This is a genomic window from Bacillus sp. P4_D3 (assembly GCF_056401855.1).
Genome location: NZ_JBFUIN010000001.1, coordinates 39696 through 62046 on the forward strand (window position 1 = coordinate 39696; position 22351 = coordinate 62046).

General features: G+C 35.4%; 21 protein-coding genes. 16 read left to right on the forward strand and 5 right to left on the reverse strand.

All coding sequences use genetic code 11. The annotated features are described in order from the left end of the window. Positions 1-72: 72 nt before the first annotated feature. Positions 73-810: a tRNA pseudouridine(38-40) synthase TruA gene (gene truA, locus AC1DTM_RS00190; RefSeq protein ID WP_002113777.1), complete on the forward strand. Its 738-nt coding sequence runs from the start codon at positions 73-75 to the stop codon at positions 808-810. Positions 811-862: 52 nt separating this feature from the next. On the opposite strand, the gene AC1DTM_RS00195 is transcribed toward truA, so the two are convergent. Beyond that, complete coding sequence (locus tag AC1DTM_RS00195) at positions 863-1060, reverse strand: hypothetical protein (RefSeq protein WP_016103456.1); 198 nt, start codon at positions 1058-1060, stop codon at positions 863-865. A 238-nt stretch (positions 1061-1298) separates the two neighbouring features. Continuing rightward, positions 1299-2702: a sigma-54 interaction domain-containing protein gene (locus AC1DTM_RS00200; protein ID WP_002159400.1), complete on the reverse strand. Its 1404-nt coding sequence runs from the start codon at positions 2700-2702 to the stop codon at positions 1299-1301. 302 nt (positions 2703-3004) lie between these two features. Here AC1DTM_RS00200 and AC1DTM_RS00205 point away from each other — a divergent pair, with 302 nt between their 5' ends. From AC1DTM_RS00205 to AC1DTM_RS00215, 3 genes are all read left to right on the forward strand, one after another. Next, positions 3005-3259 (forward strand): biotin/lipoyl attachment domain-containing protein, encoded by a 255-nt coding sequence (locus AC1DTM_RS00205; protein ID WP_002010281.1) that lies wholly within the window; start codon positions 3005-3007, stop codon positions 3257-3259. Positions 3260-3365: 106 nt separating this feature from the next. Beyond that, positions 3366-4805: an amino acid permease gene (locus AC1DTM_RS00210; protein ID WP_033714561.1), complete on the forward strand. Its 1440-nt coding sequence runs from the start codon at positions 3366-3368 to the stop codon at positions 4803-4805. Between the two features lie 180 nt (positions 4806-4985). Beyond that, positions 4986-6308: an acetylornithine deacetylase gene (locus tag AC1DTM_RS00215; protein WP_078180143.1), complete on the forward strand. Its 1323-nt coding sequence runs from the start codon at positions 4986-4988 to the stop codon at positions 6306-6308. 100 nt (positions 6309-6408) lie between these two features. Here the strand turns inward: AC1DTM_RS00215 and AC1DTM_RS00220 are convergent, their stop codons facing one another. Continuing rightward, complete coding sequence (locus tag AC1DTM_RS00220; protein ID WP_002201865.1) at positions 6409-7062, reverse strand: helix-turn-helix domain-containing protein; 654 nt, start codon at positions 7060-7062, stop codon at positions 6409-6411. 136 nt (positions 7063-7198) lie between these two features. Here AC1DTM_RS00220 and ytaF point away from each other — a divergent pair, with 136 nt between their 5' ends. Then, a complete protein-coding gene (gene ytaF / locus AC1DTM_RS00225) occupies positions 7199-7810 on the forward strand; it encodes a sporulation membrane protein YtaF (protein WP_088098680.1) in 612 nt (203 codons plus the stop codon). A 159-nt stretch (positions 7811-7969) separates the two neighbouring features. Here the strand turns inward: ytaF and AC1DTM_RS00230 are convergent, their stop codons facing one another. Together AC1DTM_RS00230 and glsA are read right to left on the reverse strand one after the other, a co-directional pair. Continuing rightward, positions 7970-8314 (reverse strand): DUF3969 family protein, encoded by a 345-nt coding sequence (locus AC1DTM_RS00230; RefSeq protein WP_002091149.1) that lies wholly within the window; start codon positions 8312-8314, stop codon positions 7970-7972. Positions 8315-8489: 175 nt separating this feature from the next. Next, a complete protein-coding gene (gene glsA / locus AC1DTM_RS00235) occupies positions 8490-9419 on the reverse strand; it encodes a glutaminase A (RefSeq protein ID WP_002113796.1) in 930 nt (309 codons plus the stop codon). Positions 9420-9742: 323 nt separating this feature from the next. Between glsA and nagE the strand changes: the two genes are divergently transcribed. The 11 genes from nagE to pflB all read left to right on the forward strand — a co-directional run bounded on the left by nagE (position 9743) and on the right by pflB (position 22322). Further along, positions 9743-11245 carry an N-acetylglucosamine-specific PTS transporter subunit IIBC gene (nagE, locus tag AC1DTM_RS00240; RefSeq protein WP_016103460.1) on the forward strand — a complete coding sequence of 501 codons (1503 nt, stop codon included), beginning with the start codon at positions 9743-9745 and terminating at the stop codon, positions 11243-11245. A gap of 262 nt (positions 11246-11507) precedes the next feature. Then, positions 11508-12752 (forward strand): serine hydrolase domain-containing protein, encoded by a 1245-nt coding sequence (locus AC1DTM_RS00245; RefSeq protein ID WP_016103461.1) that lies wholly within the window; start codon positions 11508-11510, stop codon positions 12750-12752. An 86-nt stretch (positions 12753-12838) separates the two neighbouring features. Next, positions 12839-13654 (forward strand): hypothetical protein, encoded by an 816-nt coding sequence (locus tag AC1DTM_RS00250; protein ID WP_016103462.1) that lies wholly within the window; start codon positions 12839-12841, stop codon positions 13652-13654. Between the two features lie 169 nt (positions 13655-13823). Beyond that, a complete protein-coding gene (locus AC1DTM_RS00255) occupies positions 13824-14225 on the forward strand; it encodes an LSm family protein (RefSeq protein ID WP_016103463.1) in 402 nt (133 codons plus the stop codon). Positions 14226-14241: 16 nt separating this feature from the next. After that, entirely contained in the window at positions 14242-14436 is a 195-nt protein-coding gene (locus tag AC1DTM_RS00260) for an LSm family protein (RefSeq protein WP_002029614.1), read from the forward strand. A 13-nt stretch (positions 14437-14449) separates the two neighbouring features. Beyond that, a complete protein-coding gene (locus AC1DTM_RS00265) occupies positions 14450-15997 on the forward strand; it encodes a glycosyltransferase family 2 protein (RefSeq protein WP_016103464.1) in 1548 nt (515 codons plus the stop codon). Continuing rightward, complete coding sequence (locus tag AC1DTM_RS00270) at positions 15987-17231, forward strand: nucleotide sugar dehydrogenase (protein ID WP_016103465.1); 1245 nt, start codon at positions 15987-15989, stop codon at positions 17229-17231. The genes AC1DTM_RS00265 and AC1DTM_RS00270 overlap by 11 nt, the downstream gene beginning before the upstream one ends. Beyond that, a complete protein-coding gene (locus AC1DTM_RS00275; protein ID WP_476999952.1) occupies positions 17228-18193 on the forward strand; it encodes an NAD-dependent epimerase/dehydratase family protein in 966 nt (321 codons plus the stop codon). The genes AC1DTM_RS00270 and AC1DTM_RS00275 overlap by 4 nt, the downstream gene beginning before the upstream one ends. Beyond that, entirely contained in the window at positions 18186-19730 is a 1545-nt protein-coding gene (locus AC1DTM_RS00280) for a glycosyltransferase family 2 protein (RefSeq protein WP_016103467.1), read from the forward strand. The genes AC1DTM_RS00275 and AC1DTM_RS00280 overlap by 8 nt, the downstream gene beginning before the upstream one ends. Then, positions 19699-19920, forward strand: a complete 222-nt coding sequence (locus tag AC1DTM_RS00285) for a hypothetical protein (protein ID WP_002159385.1) — start codon at positions 19699-19701, stop codon at positions 19918-19920. The genes AC1DTM_RS00280 and AC1DTM_RS00285 overlap by 32 nt, the downstream gene beginning before the upstream one ends. 152 nt (positions 19921-20072) lie before the next feature. Further along, positions 20073-22322 carry a formate C-acetyltransferase gene (gene pflB, locus AC1DTM_RS00290; RefSeq protein WP_002113820.1) on the forward strand — a complete coding sequence of 750 codons (2250 nt, stop codon included), beginning with the start codon at positions 20073-20075 and terminating at the stop codon, positions 22320-22322. Positions 22323-22351: the final 29 nt, after the last annotated feature.

The following is a 22351-nucleotide window of genomic DNA, read 5'->3' on the forward strand; positions in this document are numbered from 1 at the left end:
GATATGTCCCTCACAAAGCAGGAGTTATGTGAGGGTATATTTTATTTAGCGAATGGAAGTAAGGAGAATACGATGAACAATTATAAATTGACGATTCAATATGACGGTGCGCGTTATAAAGGGTGGCAACGTCTTGGGAATAATGACAATACGATTCAGGGGAAAATCGAAAGTATAATATCTGAAATGGTCGGAAAAGAAACTGAAATTATCGGCTGTAGTAGAACGGATGCTGGTGTACACGCTTTGAATCAAGTAGCTAACTTTCAAAGTGATGAGAAGTTAGTAGAACATAAAGTGAAAAAGTATTTAAATCAATATTTACCAAATGATATTAGTATTACGAGTGTAGAAGAAGTACCAGATCGTTTCCATGCTCGTTACAATTCTAAAGCAAAAACATATCTGTATAAAATTTGGAATGAAGAGCATACGAACCCATTTATGCGTAAATACAGCATGCATGTGAATAAACAATTAAATGTGAAAAGCATGAAAGAAGCTGCGAAACATTTAATTGGTTCACATGACTTCACTGCTTTTTCAAATGCAAAGTCTAAGAAAAAATCTATGGTTCGAGAAGTGTATACACTTGATGTTTTCGAAGAATCAGGATTTGTACAAATTAGAGTAAGTGGTAACGGATTCCTTCATAACATGGTGCGAAAAATTGTTGGAGCATTAATTGAAGTTGGATTAGGACAATTAGAGGCGGACGCAATTCCAAACATTTTAGAGGAAAAACAACGTAATCAAATTAATTGTCTTGCTGAGGCGAGCGGGTTGTACTTGGAGAATGTTAAATTTTAATAATAAGTAAAAAAATCGAGCTGATCAGGCTCGATTTTTTTGCACTTTGAAATTAAGAAGATTTTTCTTTCTTCATAAGTAGCTTCAAATTCCAAAAAGCAGCAAGCATAATAGCTGCAAAGGAGCCACTAATTATGCCTAATAGCTTTGCATGAGGAAAGCTGCTCATATCAATGAATAGCATTATACATAGAATGGTAGGGAAAAGACCTAAATAGTGTAGTAACTTTAATTTTTTATCATTACTCATATATATAGCCCCTTTCTAGCATGTTGCATGTATATTATAACATATTTTCCCAAATGGGTACTTACACTTGGAGAAATATTCATCCCGCTATTTGCGGGCAGTAAGACGCCCACATCAAAATTCGGCGAATGCGAGGGAGTTAGGTGGGAGTCGTGCTGCCCGTAAACGCCCAATTGGTGTGGGCTAATAATCAGTGGGGGATGGACAAAACCCCCACTGATCAAAGTTTCACTTTATTTCATATGTGTAAATGCAATTTTTTAATTCGATATTGTAAGTTTTGTCTGCTCAATCCTAAAAACTTTGCGGCTTGTGAGATATTACCTTTATTTTCTTTAAGAATTTGATGGATATATTTCTTTTCCATTTCTTCGATTATACGTTTTAAATTTTGTGGCGTATCAGTATTGTGACTAGTTAGCGGAGTCTGCATATTGAGTTCCTTTTTTGCTAGTTCGCGAAAGTGCGTTGGCATATGGAAAGCTGTAATGATATCTTCATCTTCTATTAAGTTCATGGAGCCTTCAATTATATGTTCTAGTTCTCTCACATTACCAGGCCAATCGTATTTATAGAAAAAGTTATTTACGTTTAAATCTACATCTTTTACGCTAAGATCAAATTGGATATTGTATTTTTCAATAAAGTGTTGAACAAGATATGCAATGTCTTCTTTTCGTTCCCGTAAAGGCGGAAGACATAAAGTAACAACGCTTAATCGGTAATATAAGTCTTGTCTTAATCGATTGTGTGCTATGGCTTCAAGAGGATCTTCATTAATAGTTGCTATAATACGAACATCAATTTCTTTTTCTTGTGTGCCTCCGATTCTTCGTATTGTTTTTTCTTGTATAGCCCGCAGCAATTTAGCTTGAAGTGTTGGACTTAATGAGTTGATCTCATCTAATAACAAAGTCCCGCCGTTTGCTTCTTCAAATAAACCAGGTTTATCTATTGCTCCTGTAAAAGCACCTCGATTTGTACCAAATAGTAGACTTTCCATTAAGGTTTCTGGTATAGCGGCACAGTTTTGCGAAATAAATGGTTTTGTTGAACGCTGGCTTTCATTATGGATGCTTTGCGCAAATAGCTCTTTACCGGTCCCTGTTTCTCCAATGATAAGTATGGAGGAGGATGTACGTATTACTCTCTTTGCCTCTGCAATGACCGATTGAATAGCTCTAGAATCACCAATTATGTGATCAAAGGTAAACTTAGTATTTTGTTTGCGAGAAAGGTTCGTTTTCATTGTTTGCTTTAAATGACTAATCTCTTTTGAAATTTCAATAGCGCCTTTAATTTTTCCATTTTCTATTATAGGAAAAGTATCGTTAATCGTCGTAATCTCTTGTCCTTTATTGTTAAAATACGTTTGTTTTATATTTTTGTTTGTTTTTCCAAGTTTTAATGCTTCTATAAGAGTACTATTTTTATTTTCTTCAAATGCAAATACTTCTAAAGGATTTTTGTCTAGCACATCAGAACGATCCATTGATTCAATGTCCATCATTTTGCGGTTATAGATAATCGTTTTACTTTCCTCATTAATAATATGAATCCCAATATCTAGTTCATTTAGTAAAGTTTCATATAGCATATTCATTTCAATAATCTTTTTAAAATTGATTTCTTCTGTATGCATGTATTATCTTCTCCTCGTTATACCCTATGAAGACTGACTTTTTATAATTTTATTAAAATTCTTATAAAATCGCAAAATTTTTTTTGCTATTTTCTCTTAAAACTTTTCAAATGATAGAAAAATTTTGCGGTTATGCAGATTTTTTTCGTAAGAAATCCCAATTTTACATAGGTGTTGAGGTTGGTACGTATTTTGCATGAATAGTAGTTGAGATCTCTAAATTTAAAGAGTAGGGGGATTAGGAATCTTTATAGGTTATGCAACGTTTCAGTGCCAATTAATAAGAGGGAGGAATTTATAAAGTGAAGACGGTTATAGAAGGCGTGTATAGTCCTTGTTACGGGAAAGTAGAGAAATTATTTGTTACTGAAAGTTCTTACGTATATGAGTGGGAAAAATTAGCGTTAATTGAAACAATAGATAAGCAGCAAGTGGAAATTAAAGTGGGAATCAGTGGTTATATCGAATCATTAGAAGTGGTAGAAGGACAAGCTATCGCTGATCAAAAACTATTAATAACAGTGAGGGATGACCTTTTAATAACAGGTAGTGATTAATAGTAGTAATATGTATTTTTGCTCTTTTAAATAATTATTTTTACTATGAAGGGTTTTAAAAACGCTTACATTAAAAGGGTTTGCAAAGTGAAAAGGGGGGATTTATATAATGGATCAAAACCAAGGATTAAAAAGGGAATTGAAAAGTCGGCACATATTTATGATTGCACTCGGAGGGGTTATTGGTACTGGGCTTTTTTTAGGATCCAGTTATACAATTCATGAAGCTGGACCTGGAGGAGCGATTGTAGCGTATCTTGTCGGTGGATTTGTTATGTATTTAACGATGCTCTGTCTTGGAGAGTTAGCAGTTGCGATGCCTGATGCAGGATCTTATCAAACGTATGCTACAAAGCACATTTCCCCTGCAGCAGGTTATGTAGTGGGATGGATGTCGTGGCTAAACTGGACGGCTACGATAGGTATTGAATTAATTGCAGTTAGTATTTTAATGAAACGATGGTTTCCGGATGTACCGTCATGGATTTGGTGTGTAGTGTTTGCAGTGTTGCTCTTTGTTATTAATGCGTTATCTTCAAGAAGTTTTGCGGAGGTTGAATTCTGGTTTGCAAGTATTAAAGTAATTACAATTATTGCATTTATCATTTTAGGCGGGGCAGCAATGTTTGGTTTTCTAGATATGAAAGGAAATGAGCCAGCACCGATGTTTTCTAGCTTTACTGATTATGGTGGATTGTTTCCAAATGGATTATCAGCTATTTTAATTACGATGATTGCAGTTAACTTTTCCTTCCAAGGAACAGAACTAGTTGGTATTGCAGCTGGTGAGAGTGAAAATCCAGAGAAAACTATCCCGAAGGCAATTAATAATACAGTTTGGCGCATACTTATTTTCTTTGTACTATCTATTTTTATTCTTGCGGGACTATTTCCTTGGCAGCAAGCAGGCGTGATAGAAAGTCCATTCGTAGTTGTATTTGATAAAATTGGTATTCCTTATGCGGCTGATATTATAAATTTCGTTATTATTACAGCTGTACTATCGGTTGCGAATTCAGGATTATATGCAACTTCCCGTATGCTATGGTCGATGTCGAATCAAGGAATGATTAGCCCGATTTTTGGTAAATTATCTAAAAACGGTGTTCCTATTTATGCATTGATTGTAAGTACGTTTGTAGGGTGTCTCTCATTACTATCAGGTATTTATGCGGAAGATACAGTTTATTTATGGCTTCTTTCAATTGCAGGGTTCGGAGCGATATTAGTTTGGGCATCTATTGCTTTATCTAACCTATTAGCTAGAAGGACATACTTAAAGCAGGGCGGAGATATTAAGGATTTGAAATTTAAAACACCACTGTATCCATTTGTTCCAATTCTTGCGTTAGTATTAAATTTAACTGTAATTGTTGCTATGGCTTTTATTCCGGAACAAAGAATGGCATTGTATTGTGGTATTCCATTTATGATTATTTGCTTACTGTTTTACCGTGCTACAAGAAATAAGGGAAGTAAAGTAGAACATATTGAAAAGACAAATACAACAGAAGTAGAAAGTTTACCCCGCATTAACGGGCAGTAAAACTCCCACCTCAAAATTCGGCTGGAGCAAAGAAGTTAGGTGGGAGATCAACTGCCCGTAAACGCCCGATTGGTGAAGGCTAATAATTAGTGGGGGGTGAACACCCCCCACTAATTATAGTTTCACTTTATAATATTGATTAATTTGGAGACTGTAAGATTGTAAACAGTCTCTTTTTTTGTGAAAATAAAGCTGGAAACATACTACGTATGTAAAGGGGAATTAGCAATGAATCAAGAAGTTTCACAGCTATTAAAACAAATTGATTTACGAAAAGACGAGCTACTAGAACTTACAAAAGCTTTAATTCGCTTTGAAACACCAGCACCACCAGCAAGAAATACAAATGAGGCGCAAGAATTTGTGGCAGAGTTTCTAAAAAAACGAAATTTTAGTATTGATAAATGGGATGTATATCCGAATGATCCGAATGTTGTTGGAGTGAAAAAAGGGACAGCAAGTGAGTCACATAAAAGTCTCATTATTAATGGGCATATAGATGTTGCAGAAGTATCAAAGGACGAGCCGTGGGAAACAAATCCGTTTGAGCCGTTTATAACAGATGGTTGGTTAGTTGGGAGAGGCGCGGCAGATATGAAAGGTGGACTAGCTGGAGCCTTATTTGCTATTCAGCTTTTAGAAGAAGCGGGGATTGAATTACCTGGGGATTTAATTTTTCAATCGGTAATTGGCGAAGAAGTAGGAGAAGCAGGGACACTTCAATGTTGTAAGCGTGGTTATGATGCTGATTTTGCAGTAGTAGTGGATACGAGTGATTTACATATGCAAGGACAGGGCGGCGTAATTACTGGATGGATTACTGTGAAAAGCCCGCAAACGTTTCATGATGCAACACGTAGACAAATGATCCATGCTGGAGGACGTCTATTTGGAGCGAGTGCGATTGAGAAAATGATGAAAATTGTGCAAAGCTTACAAGAATTAGAGCGTCATTGGGCAGTCATGAAAACATATGAAGGCTATCCATCTGGAACAACTACAATTAATCCAGCTGTTATTGAAGGAGGACGTCATGCGGCATTTATTGCGGATGAGTGCCGATTGTGGATAACCGTACATTTTTATCCAAATGAAACGCATGAACAAATAATAGAAGAAATAGAAGAGTATTTAGGAAAAGTGGCAGCAGCAGATCCATGGTTAAGCGAGAACCCACCACAATTTAAGTGGGGCGGAGAATCAATGATTGTGGATCGTGGCGAAATTTTTCCTTCTTTAGAAGTAGATAGCGAACATGTTGCTGTAAAAACTCTAAGTTCAGTACATGAATCTATTTTATCTAAAAATGCAATTTTAGATATGTCAGCAACGGTAACTGATGGCGGTTGGTTTAGTGAGTTCCACATTCCAGCGATTATTTATGGACCAGGCACACTAGAAGAAGCACACTCTGTAAATGAGAAAGTTGAAGTGGAGCAGTTAATTGAATTTACAAAAGTAATTACTGCTTTTATATATGAATGGTGTCATACGAGAAAATAGTTTGATTTTTGAATCGTGCGAGTGAGTATGCTTGTACGATTTTTTTGTAACTATTTCAGAGGTGGATAAATTCAATATCTGAAATAGCTTGTTATGCTGTTTATGTTCTTCGTTTGACTTCAATTAATTTCTCTTTAGCTAATTCAACGGCAATGGCATCATCTAAATAGCCAATTGGAAAAAGATAATCGGGGATAATGTCTGTTGATAAAATGAAATATAGTAAGGCACCCCCAATAATTGCACGTTCTTCGTTTGAAATGGTTTCTGTACAAAATTGTTGATACATACTTGTTAATTGTTCAATGAAAGGGCCAGCACTATCAATTTGTTCTAGTTTACTTTTGAAACTCTCGTGAATACGTTTTTCGCCTTCAGTAGTTTGAGCATAGCGCTCGTAATTTTCAAGTTCTTGTTTCACACGAGTTGTTGTGTACTCGAAGTCGAATAGGTTAGAGGATTGTAATGTTTGCTGAATTGTATCGAGAGATGTGTACATATCTGCTTTTTCTTTATTTATGTGTGGAGAGTCAGGATACATTTCATCAAGTAATAATTGCGGTGGAACTTGTAGACATTTTGCGAATTTTTGTAAATGGTTTTGCTTCGGTTGTTGTTTGCCATTAATTATTCTTGAAATTGTTGCAGGATCAATATTTGTCAGTGTTCCTAGTTGGCGCATAGATAGAGCGCGCTCCTTTAACAGTTTCTTTATTAATTTACCGAGCCGCTCATTTGGATTTTCATTGGGCATAATGTAGGCACTCCTTTTCTATTGTTTATCGTTGAAAAAATGTTGAGCATTTATTACAAGTATATGAAACAGACAAGCACAGTTGCTCAACATTTTCATAATATGCATTGAAAAGTGAGAAAGGGGTGACTGTACGATGAGTACAGCGGGTTTATTTTCAATTTTTTTAATCGGGATTGCGTCYAATTTAGATAATGCAGGTGTTGGGATTGCATATGGCATTCGCAAAATTCGAATTTCGTGGTTTAACAATTTTATCATCGCATTTTTTGGATTTTCATTTACTTTACTAGCTGGATTTTTTGGGAATTGGATCGCATTATTTATTTCAGAGTTCACAGCAAACATTATTGGAGCAATTGTTTTAGGAATAATTGGGGTGTTTATTTTATGTCAGCCTTTCTTGAGTCAAAAAGATACCGTAGGATCTAAAGATAGTAGTGTACTTATGGGGGTTTTACGTGATCCAGAAAAAGCAGATTTTGATGGTTCTAAAACAATTAGTTTTTCGGAAGCAATTGTTTTAGGAGTTGCATTATCCATAAATAATATTGCAGGTGGATTTGATGCTGGAGTAACAAATTTAAATCTTTGGCTTACGGCATGTATTTCTGGGATTTTTAGTTTTATTTGTATTAGCGGTTTTACGTATGTGGGTAAAAGATTTTTAGCTGAATACTTAGGGAAATGGGCAACTATAATTGCAGGTGTGTTATTAATTCTTATTGGAATTGATCAATTGTTGTAAGAAGGATAGAGAAAACAGTATTCGAGTATTTCCTTGGAAATACACTAAGAAATTGCATATATCGACGTGAAATCTTTTCAAGGTAACGAAAATTTTCAAGTATTATCCAATTTTTGCGCAAAAGGTTTAAAAAAATAAAAGCACCTGTATAGGTGCTTTTTAGCGTATATCTTCAATTAGTTGTGCACATTCATCATCATGCATACTGTACTCACTTAAAACTTGAATACAAAGCCATTTCAGTTCTTCAATACTATGTTCAAGTTCTTCGGGAAGTACATGGTAAATGTCTTCAAGTCCCATTCCGAAATGAATAAGTTCTAGTACTTGATCATCGATGTTCCGATCCATTAATAGTTCAAGCACTTCTAAATTGAATATGTATCGGTGAGCTTCATCGAGTGAAACAACTTTTAGTTTCAAACTTTCTACAATACTCAATATGAAAAGGAGAATTGTTTTTTCGAGAACAGGTTGTTTCTCCATTTGAAATATGAGTTTCATCTTTTACACCTCCACATACAGCGCTAGGTTGTACTATATTATTCAGGAGGGGGGAACAAATATGCATAATAAAGAGAACTTTTATTACTGTTTTTTTGAATTGTGTTGATGCCTAGTAGAACGGACTTTTTCGTGAAATAAAAAATCCTGCCAATATAGCAGGATAACTTCTAAATTAAAACATACTCCAACCTTCTTGGGCAGAAAGTAATTCGAGAATTTTAAAACCAGCGATACTATTTCCGTTTGCATCTAAAGCTGGTCCGAAAATACCGATTCCCATTTCGCCTTTTACGCAGCCGAAAATGCCGCCCGCTACACCACTTTTTGCAGGGATTCCAACACGAATTGCAAATTCACCAGATTCATTATACATCCCGCAAGTAACCATAAATGTTTTACAGATTTTCGTAATATGTTTAGGGATGATCTGTTTCTTTTTATATGGATCATATCCATCCATTGCAAAAATTAAGCCAATACGTGCTAAATCGATACAGTTTACTTCAACTGCACATTGACGAGTGTATAAATCCATAAGTTCTTCAATATCACAATCGATAATGCTGTTTTGTTTCATATAGTAACAAAGTGAACGGTTTAAGTAAGCAGTCTCTAATTCTGAATTAGCAACTGTAGAAGAATAATTAATAGTAGGATTATCTGTTATTTCACGTACAAAATGAAGAATATGCTCCATTTTTTCTTCGTTATCTTTTCCCGCTAACATGCTTGTAATAGCTAGTGCTCCTGCATTAATCATTGGATTAAGAGGTTTGGAAGGACTTGTCGTTTCTAACTTAATAATAGAATTAAAAGGGTCACCAGTTGGCTCCATTCCAACTTTAGAAAATACATATTCTTCACCACGATCTAAAAGGGCAAGTGCAAGTGTAATTACTTTGGAAATACTTTGAAGAGTAAATAGTGTTTGTGAGTTGCCAGCATGGATATATTCTGTTTCTTTATGGAAAATGGCAATCCCTAAATCAGCTGGATCTGCATTTCCTAGTTCGGGGATATAAGTAGCAAGTTTTCCTTTTTTCGTATATGGTTTTACTTGTTCTAACAACTGCTGTAAGTTGTTTGTTTCAATGCACTGCATAGTACCAACGCTCCTATTTCGAATTAACTAAGTTTACTTTTCCCGATATGCTCGGAAATAAATAATAACATGAAAAAGTGGAATGATAAAACGAAAGTTATTTGTGCGATAATAAGTTTTTTTGTCTGTATATTGTGGAGCTAACAAGGAGAATTTTCCTTTTATATAACAGTTTGGAAATAGAAAACTTATCCATAAAAAGTTCGGAAATAAAAACTACACATCTATACAACTATATGTTATTATGGTTATGTAATAGAAAGCGTTTTCTAAAGCGTACTTATAATGATAACGATTTCATAAATTTGATAGGGGGAATTAAAATGTTGCAGTTTTTACAACGTATTGGTAAAGCGTTAATGCTTCCAATCGCAGTACTACCAGCAGCAGGATTATTGCTTCGTTTAGGGCAACCAGATGTATTTAATATTCCTGTTATGGCACAGGCCGGCGCAGCGGTTTTTGATAATTTAGCACTTATTTTTGCAATTGGTATTGCAATAGGTCTTTCAGTTGATGGTAGTGGTGCAGCAGGTCTTGCAGGTGCAATTGGTTATCTTGTTATGAAAAACAGTATTGATGCACTTAGTAAGGGATATTCTACTGCAGAATTACAAGATAAATTAGGTAAAGTCCAAGATTTAATAGGCAATAGCGCGAATGTAGATCCATCTAAGCTTGCAGATACAATGACACAAGTATCTAAGGCAGCCGAATTATCGACTAAAGTGGATATGAAAGTTTTAGGTGGTATTATTGTCGGTGTTATAGCAGGGTTCCTTTATAATAAATTCCATAAAATTAAACTTCCAGAATGGTTAGGTTTCTTTGCTGGAAAACGTTTCGTTCCGATTGTTACATCGGTTGTGATGCTAATATTAGGAATTCTATTCGCACAAATTTGGCCGGCAATTCAAAATGGTATTGATGCACTGGCTCATGGAATTGTTAATTTAGGTGCAGTTGGTTCAGGTCTATTTGGTTTATTAAACCGTCTATTAATCCCAATTGGTTTACACCATGTAATGAACACATACTTCTGGTTCGTATTTGGTGACTTTACAAATGCAGCAGGTAATGTTGTAAATGGTGATATCGCTCGCTTCCTTGCAGGGGATAAAACAGCAGGTATGTTTATGACTGGTTTCTTCCCAGTTATGATGTTCGGTTTACCAGCAGCTTGTTTCGCAATGATTGCAGCTGCTAAACCAGAAAAACGTAAAATGGTTACAGGGATGTTAGGTGGTCTAGCATTAACTTCATTCTTAACTGGTATTACAGAACCTATTGAATTCTCATTCATGTTCTTATCACCATTATTATATGGTATTCATGCCGTGTTAACAGGTATTTCTTTATTCGTAACAACATCACTTGGCATTCACGATGGTTTCACATTTAGTGCCGGTGCAATTGATTACTTCTTAAACTTTGGTATTGCAACAAAACCAGTGTTACTAGCTGGAATCGGTTTAATTTACGCAGCAATTTACTTTGTAGTATTCTACTTCTTAATTAAGAAGTTCGACTTAAAAACTCCTGGTCGTGAAGATGATGATGAGTTAGTTGAAGATGGAGACGCACCAGTTGCAGGTTCAATTGGTGAAACTTATGTAGCTGCTTTAGGTGGAAAAGACAATTTAACAGTTATTGATAACTGTGCAACGCGTCTACGCTTACAAGTGAAAGATGCAGGTTTAGTAAATGAGCCGGCATTAAAACGCGCAGGTGCAAAAGGTGTTATGAAATTAAGTAATACAAGTGTACAAGTTATCGTAGGCACAAACGTTGAATCTGTTGCCGATGATATGAAAAAACACGTGTAAATAGTTAGATAAGAGGATATCCAAAAAGATTGATAACAACAGTCTTTTACAGGATATCCTCTTTTTTTGTTAATTTTTTAAAGGGAATCTTACTTTTATAAATTTTCTTTTTCTTTTTTGAACATATAGGTTGGTAATATGTTCGGTGCGTGATACAGTAGTGATGACATAAAATGGAGTGTCCATAATCTGCGAAAATGATTTGAAATAAGTCTTGTGTAGATGAATTAAATTATCGGTAAATAAGGGGAAAAAGGTAATCATGGATCAGGAAAAAAATACTGTTAATGGGAAAGCAAATCGGTCGATTGTATACATAAAAAGAACAATCATTCTAGCCCTACTACTGTCACTTGTATATTTCATGTATACAAAAATTGTTGCGCATAATAAAAAAGAGGAAACTTTAAAAGCAGCAGCAGAAATGAAGAAGCAAGAAGAGTTGAAAAAGAAAGAAGAAGAAAAAAAGAAGCAAGAAGCACAAAAACAAAAAGAGCAGGAAGAACAAGTGAAACAAGCGCAAGCTATAGAGCAGCCTGCTGAAGGACCGCCTCAAGAAATTAATGAAAACGCTCAATTGGATCAATATTTACAAAACGCAGGATTTAGTGGAACAGCTGTTATTGTGAAGAACGGGAAAGTTCTTTTGAATAAAGGGTACGGTATGGCGAATAAAGAGAAGCAAGTACCGAATAATTCAGAAACGACCTTTTATATTGGCTCTATTTCAAAGGCATTTGTAGCGACTGCTATTATGCAATTGAAAGATCAGAATAAATTACAAGTAGAAGATACAGTAGCGAAGTATATCCCAGATTTTCCTCAAGGTAATAGCATTCAGCTAAAACATTTATTAACACATACATCAGGAATTCCTGAATATGGGCAGGGAACAGAAGATATCTCTCATGAAGAACTGATAAAGCGGATAGGGAATCAAAAGCGTATTGGCGGTCCAGGAGAGAAATGGAAGTATTCCGATTCGAACTACTCTATACTTGCTTACATTGCTGAGAAGGTAAGTGGACAACCATTAGAAGAATATATTAAACAACATATTTTTGCTACTGCTGGTATGAAGCATTCTGGTTTTGGTAAAGCGTTAGAGCAAACAAGGTTCCCATCAACAGGTTATAAAATAGTGAATAACAACATGACAACACCTAACATTCCGAGCATGTCACAACTATATGGTTGTGGTGATATATATACAAGCGCACATGATTTATATTTATTTAATGAAGCGCTATTCTCAGGAAAATTAATTTCAAAAGAGAGTTATGATCAAATGTTTACAGCCGTGAAAAAGGATTACGGATTTGGCTGGTATGTAGATCCAGGCAGTTATTCAAATCACGGTGTAATGCCAGGTTGGAATTGCTTAAATGGATTTAGTAAAAATGGTAGTGTATATGTTGTGTTATTATCTAACATTCAAAACAACATCAAATCATTTGGTAAAGTGAATAACGACATTTATACGATGTTACGAAATATAGAAGTGTAAAAGACTGTCCTTTTGGATAGTCTTTTTTGCATTGAGGAAATATATGTGCGGTGCGATAATGAAATAAATGGAAAAGGGGGAGGTTTATGAGTATACATAAGCATCATGCACGCAATGCGAAACGAACTTTGTTTATAGCTATCATTGTATGGATTATCGTTGTAATTGGATTAGTTATGGAATATAAAAAAGGAACAATATTCACTTCAGATAAAGAAATCCTGAAATTAATAGGTATTTTGCTACCAGCGTTTGGATTACTAATATATAGTTTTATAGAAAAACGAAGAGCAAAAATGCTTAAACAGGACAATTGTAATATAGGGAGCTCTAGATTATTTGAACAACAAAAGTTCGTTGTTCGTAGAGAGGTAGGGGTATTTCAAGTAATAACGTACTTTGGATTAGATGGCAAGGCAGTAGGGTTTTTAAAAGAAGAGTATAATTCCTTTATTCAAAGTATATGGAAAGGTGCACTTTCTTTTCTTTTTAAGGGACTACATAAGCAACAATTTTATTTATATAATCAATCGGGAGAAAGATTGCTGCGTGTTCAAAAGAAGATGGGCGTGCGTAACTTCTATATATTTTATAGTATAAATGGAAAGAAAATTGGAGAGTTGAAACAAGTACTAAGTTTAACAAAATGGGAATGGATATTTTTAGAGATGAATGGTAAGGAAATTGGTAAAGTGACTGGGGACTTTTCAGCAACAATGCAGAAAATAGACTGGCAAGATGGAACACATATTGATGTGAAAGAAGATGGTATTCCGTTAGAAGCTGCAAAATATTTTTCGGCAAGTGGTGGATCCCTTGTTACAGCTTCTATATCCGAACAAGCAGAATTATCAAGAGCGGTATATTACGGCGTAGCTGCCATTGTGACAATTAAAAATTAAAGATTAGAAAAGAGATAGATGGGAAACCATCTATCTTTTTTATGCTCTGAAACAATTATTTCTTTTAGAAAATGTATGCCTTACCTATCACAAAAAAAGCCTGCTTTGTATAAATTAAGATGTATGGATGTAAATTTTTATACTTTAAAAATAATAGGAGGAGAAGCATATGTGTCTGTTCAGAAAATATTGGCATAAATTATCCCGACTGTTTAATAGACAATTAGGCTATTTTTTAGATGACAAGTTACTGCCTGCTGTGGAACGACTTTTATTTTCGCAAAACTTCGCGAGATTTATTCAAAGAAATTCTAAGCAAGCTACGGAAGAGTTTATAGAATCAAGTCAATTTCAATCTATTATTTGTAACATTTTAAAAGAATGCAATACATCACCTTTTAAAGAAATTGCAAAGCAATATTTAGGTAAAAACGTAGAAATTACTGTGACAGTTGGACAGTTAACAGGTGTTATTGTAGCAGTTGGTGACGATTTCTTAACGCTGCAAGAAGGAATAGGAACTGAAGTTTTATTACCATTTACAAGTATTATATCAATGAAAGAAGTGTAAGAAAGGAGACTTATATATGTTATTTACTGATGAATTGCGTAACCATGTCGGTGAATTAGTGCAAGTTGTGACAGCTGTTGAAATTGTTGCAGGTATTCTTTTATCTGTGACGGATGGGGCAGTAAGTGTTCGTACATCACCTTCTTATGGACCACCTGAAGATGTACTCGTGCGTATTCCTATTATTGCTTATGTTCGCTTGGAAGGGTAAGAGTGATACAAGTATGAGAATATCAGTTGTTATTCCAGCGCATAATGAAGCAAGTACTTTATCACAAGTTTTAGTAGAAGTGGAGAAGCTGAAGCCGTATGAAATTATTGTAGTAGATAATGGATCGACAGATGGAACGAAGGAAGTCGCATTACAGCATAGTTGCCATGTAATTTATTATAAACATTCTCTTGGCAATGATGTAGGAAGGGCAATTGGAGCTAGAGAAGCAAAAGGTGAAATTGTATTGTTTTTAGATGGTGACATCGTTATTGAGAGTAAAGAGCTACAACGTTTCGTGAAAGGAGTTCAGCAAGGGCATCAAATTGTTGTGAATAATTTAACATGGTCTGTTTATTTAAAGATGAGACCACACTATACGACAGTTGGGAAATTCATGTTGAATCGTTATTTGAATAAAAAAGAGCTTGTTGTTGGTTCTTTAATCGCAATTCCACATGCGATGAATCGGGATGTTATTGAGAATCTTGGGTGGTGGAATTTAGCAGATCCAGCACTATTTCAAGCGATGGCGATGTCTAGAGGAGTAGATATTGCCGATATGGCTTCGGTCGATGTAATTCACACGAATAAGGTTCGTCCTGTGCACACGGGTACATCACCTGGTTCTCCTTATCCGAAAGCGACTAGTCGTATTATGGGTGATCATTTGCGTGCTTTGCAATACGTAATCGAAACATATGGTAAACGCGGCGGTTTTTCGGAGGGAAACAGGGATAGAGAGTTTATAGGGAAGTATAAACCAGTTTTATTACAAAAGGAAAAAGCGAAATACAGTGCGATTATACCAGTATCAGAAGAAAAAATGACTATAAGATCTGTTATACAAGAAGTGAAAAAAGCAGGTATAGATGAAATTATAGTTGTTGCGAATGGAGCGGATGCGGAGACAATTAAACAAGCAAAACTAGAGAATGTTATTGTCCTTGAATTTTCAAAAGCACTTGGGCACAATGTGGCAAGAGCAATAGGAGCCATGCATGCTACGGCTGATATTTATTTATTTTTAGATGGTGATTTTGTGATTGGTGCGAAAGACCTAGTTCCATTTTTACGTGCTGTAGAAGATGGAAATGATGTTGCGTTAAATGACTTGCAATGTTTATTGGATATGTTTCATCCTACAGATCCAATTAGTATGGGGAAATATTTCGTGAATTTGGTAGCAAAACGACCAGACTTATGGAACAACTCATTAACGGCAGTACCACATGCTATGCATAAAAAAGTAATAGAGAAGATTGGATACGAGGCCCTCGTTATTCCACCGTTAGCTCAAATGAAAGCTATTTTAGCTGATTTTTCTATAAGCGCAATAGATTTTGTTGATGTTATAAAACCGAACCGTATACGTCCAGAACAACACGGGTTTGTAAACGGACGAATTCCTGCATTTGATCGTATTTTCGGAGATCAGCTTGAGGCGATTGCTTATTTATTACAGCATACGAATGAGCGCGGGAGTTTTACGGATGGAGAAAGGGATAGAGATATAATATTACAATTGAGAAGGGAAGAAGAGAATATAGATGAATGCTAGTAGTAAAGTAACCATTATTGGATTAGGATATGTTGGCCTTCCTTTAGCGGTCCTTTTTGCAGAAAAAGGACATGCTGTACTTGGATTAGATAAGGATACTAGGAAAATAGAATCAATTATAAAAGGAGAAAGTTATATTCCTGATGTGTCTTCTAAAGTATTACAAGGCTTAATAAACGAAAGAAAATTAATAGTGAATACACCAGATAAAGGTGTTGCAGATTTTAAGCATAGCGATTATGTCATTGTGACCGTGCCAACCCCAATTAATGAGCAGAAAGAACCAGATTTAAGTGCCCTCATTTCAGCCTCTTATTATATACAACAAAACCTTCAAAAAGGACAAACCTTCATTTTTGAAAGCTCCACATATCCAGGTACACTGGAGGAAGTTATCATTCCGATTATTTCTCAAACAGGTAAAAAGGTAGGAGAAGATTATTATATTGGCTATTCACCAGAGCGAATTGACCCAGCAAATAGTCAGTATTCAGTCGAAACAATTCCAAAAGTTATTAGTGGACAAACCGAGCAGTGTAAACAAAAAGTACAGGATTTGTATAGCACTATATTTGATGTAGTTGTTCCCGTTAGCTCCCCGAAAGTAGCAGAGATGTGTAAGCTATTTGAAAATATTCAGCGCTTAGTTAATATTTCATTAGTAAATGAGTTAAATATACTTTGTGAAAGTTTGAATATTAATTTTTATGAGGCACTTGAAGCAGCATCTACAAAACCGTTTGGATTTACTCCGTATTGGCCAGGACCAGGAATAGGGGGACATTGTATTCCGGTAGACCCTTTATATTTCCAATGGAGAATAAAAAAGAGTGGAGCAATTAGTCAATTAATTGAGGCGGCACATGTAATTAATGAAGAAATGCCAGAGAAAATAATTGGGAAAGTAAAAGGTACGGTGCAATCACCCGCAACGGTTTTAATTGTAGGGATTGCGTATAAGAAAGATGTAAATGATTTGAGAGAATCACCAGCGTTGCCAATTGTTCAATTATTAATAAAAGAAGGATACAAGATAGAATATCATGATCCGTATATTTCTACAGCGGAAATTGGAGCTACACTATATCAATCTGTTCCATTAGATGAACAAAGAATTAAACAAGCAGATTGTATTTTAATTGTAACGGATCACTCTAGTATCGATTGGAATCTTTTTAAAGGGATTGAGCGATTAATAGATACACGTGGAATCGTAAAGAAGGTGAGTGTATGAGTAAAAAATGTTTAATTACAGGTGGAGCAGGATTTATTGGTTCGCATTTAGCTGAAGAGTTGGTGAAAAGAGGTTATGAAGTTACTATTGTTGATAACTTCTATAAAGGAAAAAATAAATATCATAATGAGTTAATGAAAGAGCTCCGGGTTATTCCAATAAGCGTTTTAGATAAAAATTCAATTTATGAATTAGTAAATCAACATGATGTGGTGTTTCATTTAGCTGCAATTTTGGGAGTCAAAACTACAATGGAAAAAAGTGTAGAGCTTATTGAAACAAATTTCGATGGAACGAGAAATATTTTACAAGCAGCGTTAAAAGGGAAGAAGAAAGTAGTATTTGCATCTACTTCTGAAGTATATGGAAAGGGAGAGCCGCCATTCTCTGAAGAAGGARATCGTTTATACGGTGCAACTTCCAAAATACGTTGGAGTTATGCAATTTGTAAAACGTTAGAGGAAACATTATGTTTAGGGTACGCATTAGAAGGCTTACCTGTAACGATTGTTCGTTATTTTAATATTTATGGTCCAAGAGCGAAAGATGGTCCATACGCAGGAGTAATTCCACGATTTATTCGTGCGGCTTTGCAAGGTGACCATATTCTCGTATATGGAGATGGGAAGCAGACACGTTGCTTTACGTATGTAAGTGATGCGGTCGAGGCAACAATTCTTGCAATGGATGAGAAGGTAAATGGTGAAATTATTAATATAGGTTCTGAGAATGAAAAAAATATAAGGGAAGTAGCGGAAGATATAAAAAAATTAACGAAGTCTGTTTCCAAAATTGTGCACGTTCCATTTGAGGAAGTATATCCACATGGATTTGAAGAAATTCCAAATCGAAAACCAGATGTAACGAAATTAAGAGAACTTGTTCAGTTTCAAGCGAAAGTAACGTGGGAACAAGGATTGAAAGAAACTATTAAGTGGTTTCGTGAAGAAAACAATGGCTAAGTCGTTATCAGTTATTATTCCCGTATGTAATGAAGTGGATACGATTTCAGACGTGGTTCAATCGGTAAAAGCACTAAACCCAGTAGAGATTATTGTAGTAGCAAATGGTTGTAATGATGGTACAGAAGCGATTGCTGAGAGCTTAGGATGTACAGTAATCCAGCATAAAGAGTCACTTGGTAACGATGTTGGACGCGCAGTTGGTGCAAAACATGCGATAGGTGATGTATTACTGTTTGTAGATGGTGATTTTGCTATTCGAACTTCACAATTGCAAGTATTTCTTAATCCAATTTTATATGATCAGGCTGATGTAGTTTTAAATAATTTAGACGCATTATTTTTAAAGAAACAAAAACCACATTCTATTACAGTATGGCGCCAAATATTAAATGCAATGTTAGAGCGTGAAGAATTAAAAATTGATTCTTTACTATCTGTACCTCATGCGCTGACGAAGGAAGTTGTGCAAAATATTGGATACGAATGTTTTGTTAATCCTATTGTGGCTCATCTACGCCTAGCACAAAGTAAATGGAGAATTAGCCGTCATTGTGCGATTGATGTTATTACTCCGAATAAATTTCGCCCACTCGAGCATGCTGCATACGGCACGAATCTTGCTCATTCCGAAAAACGAATGATAGGCGATCATATAGAAGCTGTAGCAGAGAGGATATTAGGCAGTGATACGCGCGGGGGATATTGCGATGGAAATAGGAAAAGAGATAGTGTCTACCATACTCTAAATTTTGAAGACTTTTATCAAGGATGGGGCATTACATCTAATTTGTATAAAGGACAGCAATTATCGGTTATTATTCCTGTGCAAAATGAAGAGATGACGATTGGAAAGATTATAGAAGAGCTTCGCAAAATTGAACCATTGGAAATCATTGTTGTTGTAAATGGTTCGTCCGATAAAACGGCAACAATTGCAAAAGACAAGGGAGCAACAACAATTGTGTATAAAGAAGCACTTGGAAACGATGTGGGGCGTTCACTTGGAACTTATTTTGCAAAAGGAGAAATTGTTTTATTTATAGACGGTGATTTTGTTATCCCAGCTAGTGAGCTATATCCCTTTGCAAAAGCTATTGCAGATGGAACGGATGTCGCATTAAATGATTTAAATCATTATTTAGATTTGAGAGTACCACTTCATCTTGTAACAGCATTTAAATATGCATTAAATTTAGCTTATGATAGAAAAGATTTAGGAGTAGGCTCTCTTATTGCGGTTCCTAATGCGTTTAGTCGTACTTGTTTGAAGGAAATAGGGTATAAATCATTATTGTCACCTTGTGTAGCACAAGTGAAAGCTGTACTTTCAGGTTTTGAAATCGCTTGTGTAAGTCGTATCGATGTTGATAAGATGAACCGTGTTCGTCCCAGTGAACATTTCGCAAAAATAGGTCATCCTCCAGCTGTCCTTCGAATTATTGGTGATCATATAGAAGGATTAGAGCAATTAATTGCATTAACAAACAGTCGTGGTGGATTTTATGATGGAAATAGAAAAAGAGATGTTTTATAGTGGTAACAAAAAAAGTGTACAACGTATGTACACTTTTTTGCTCTGTTATAAAAACTATAACAGATTAGGAGATAAGAGTATTACAGCTCTACAATGGGTATCGTTCTTATATTACAAAATAGGACTCGTATATAAGGGTACCAAAAAAATACAATTAAAGAAAGGTTTAGTTATAAAGACTTTTACATGAAGTTAACACTACGGGTATAGTAGTTTGCTCAATATTTCACAAACATGTCACAACTATTTCGTCCACCTCCGAAAAAAAGTAGTATTCTAAGTGTGTAAGCTGTTATATAAAAAAACGCAGTCCTGTACTAATCAAAAATGGAGGAGATTAGGATGACTCAAGTATTAGAAAATGTAAAAAACGCGTGGGAAAACTTTAAAGGTGAAAAATGGAAAGCAGAGATTGATGTTCGCGATTTCATTTTAAATAATGTAAACGTTTACGAGGGAGAAGACTCTTTCTTAGCGGAAGCAACTGAAGCAACGAAAAAACTTTGGGATCAAGTAATGGATTTAACAACAAAGGAACGTGAAAACGGTGGCGTTCTTGATATGGATACAAAAATTGTTTCTTCTATTACATCACATGAACCAGGATATTTAAATAAAGATATTGAAAAAGTGGTCGGTTTCCAAACTGATAAACCATTTAAACGTTCTTTACAACCATATGGTGGTATTCGTATGGCGGAACAAGCTTGTGAAGCGTATGGATATGAAATGGATAAAGAACTTAGCAAGATTTTCAGAGACTGGCGTAAAACTCATAATCAAGGTGTATTTGATGCATACACACCAGAAATGAAAGCGGCTCGTAAATCAGGTGTTATTACTGGTCTTCCAGATGCATATGGACGTGGACGTATTATCGGTGACTATCGCCGCGTAGCGCTATATGGTATAGATCATTTAATTGAAGCGAAAAAAGCTGATTATAATTTAACTGGCGGTGTAATGAGCGAAGATACAATGCGTTTACGCGAAGAATTATCTGAGCAAATGCGTGCACTTCAAGAGTTAAAACAGATGGCTGCTTCTCATGGATTCGATATTTCTAAGCCAGCTACAAATGCACAAGAGGCCTTCCAATGGTTATACTTTGCTTATCTTGCAGCAATTAAAGAGCAAAACGGGGCAGCAATGAGCCTTGGACGTACCTCTACATTCTTAGATGTTTACATTGAAAGAGATTTAGCAAATGGTACTTTAACAGAAGAAAAAGCACAAGAAATTGTTGATCATTTCATTATGAAATTACGTCTTGTGAAATTTGCAAGAACGCCTGATTACAATGAACTATTCTCTGGAGATCCAACTTGGGTAACTGAATCTATCGGTGGTATGGCGTTAGACGGCCGTCCGTTAGTAACAAAAAACTCATTCCGTTTCTTGCATACATTAGATAATTTAGGACCAGCACCAGAACCAAACTTAACAGTTCTTTGGTCTAAACAATTACCGCAAAACTTTAAAAACTACTGTGCAAAAATGTCTATTAAAACATCAGCAATTCAATATGAAAATGATGACATTATGCGTTCTGACTACGGTGATGACTACGGTATTGCTTGTTGTGTATCAGCAATGAGAATTGGTAAACAAATGCAGTTCTTCGGAGCACGTGCAAACTTAGCGAAAGCATTACTATATGCGGTTAACGGTGGTAAAGATGAAAAGTCAAAAGCACAAGTTGGTCCTGAATACGCACCAATTACTTCTGAAGTATTAGATTATGAAGAAGTTATGCGTAAATTCGATATGACAATGGAATGGTTAGCTGGTCTATACTTAAATACATTAAATGTAATTCACTATATGCACGATAAATATAGCTATGAACGTATTGAAATGGCACTTCATGATACAAATGTTCTTCGTACAATGGCAACAGGTATCGCTGGATTATCTGTAGTAGCAGACTCTTTAAGTGCAATTAAATACGCAAAAGTAAAACCAATTCGTGATGAAAATGGTATTGCAGTTGATTTCGAAATTGAGGGAGATTTCCCTAAATACGGTAACAATGATGATCGTGTAGATGAAATCGCAGTAAATCTTGTGAAAACATTTATGAACAAGATTCGTAAACATAAAACATACCGTAATTCTGTTCATACAATGTCAATCTTAACAATCACATCTAACGTTGTATACGGTAAGAAAACTGGTAACACTCCAGATGGACGTCGTACTGGAGAACCATTTGCACCGGGCGCAAACCCAATGCATGGCCGTGATACAAAAGGTGCATTAGCGTCATTATTATCTGTAGCTAAATTACCATATGAAGATGCACAAGATGGTATTTCAAATACATTCTCTATTATTCCAAAAGCACTTGGTAAAGAAGATGATGTACAAGTACGCAACTTAGTATCTATGCTTGATGGATATGCAATAAAACAAGGACACCACTTAAATATTAACGTATTTAACCGTGAAACATTAATGGATGCAATGGAGCACCCTGAAAAATATCCACAATTAACAATTCGTGTATCTGGTTACGCTGTTAACTTTATTAAATTAACTCGTGAACAACAAATTGATGTAATTAACCGTACAATGCATGAAAGCATGTAAGTGAAAAAAGTGTTCCTCCGCTTTTAATA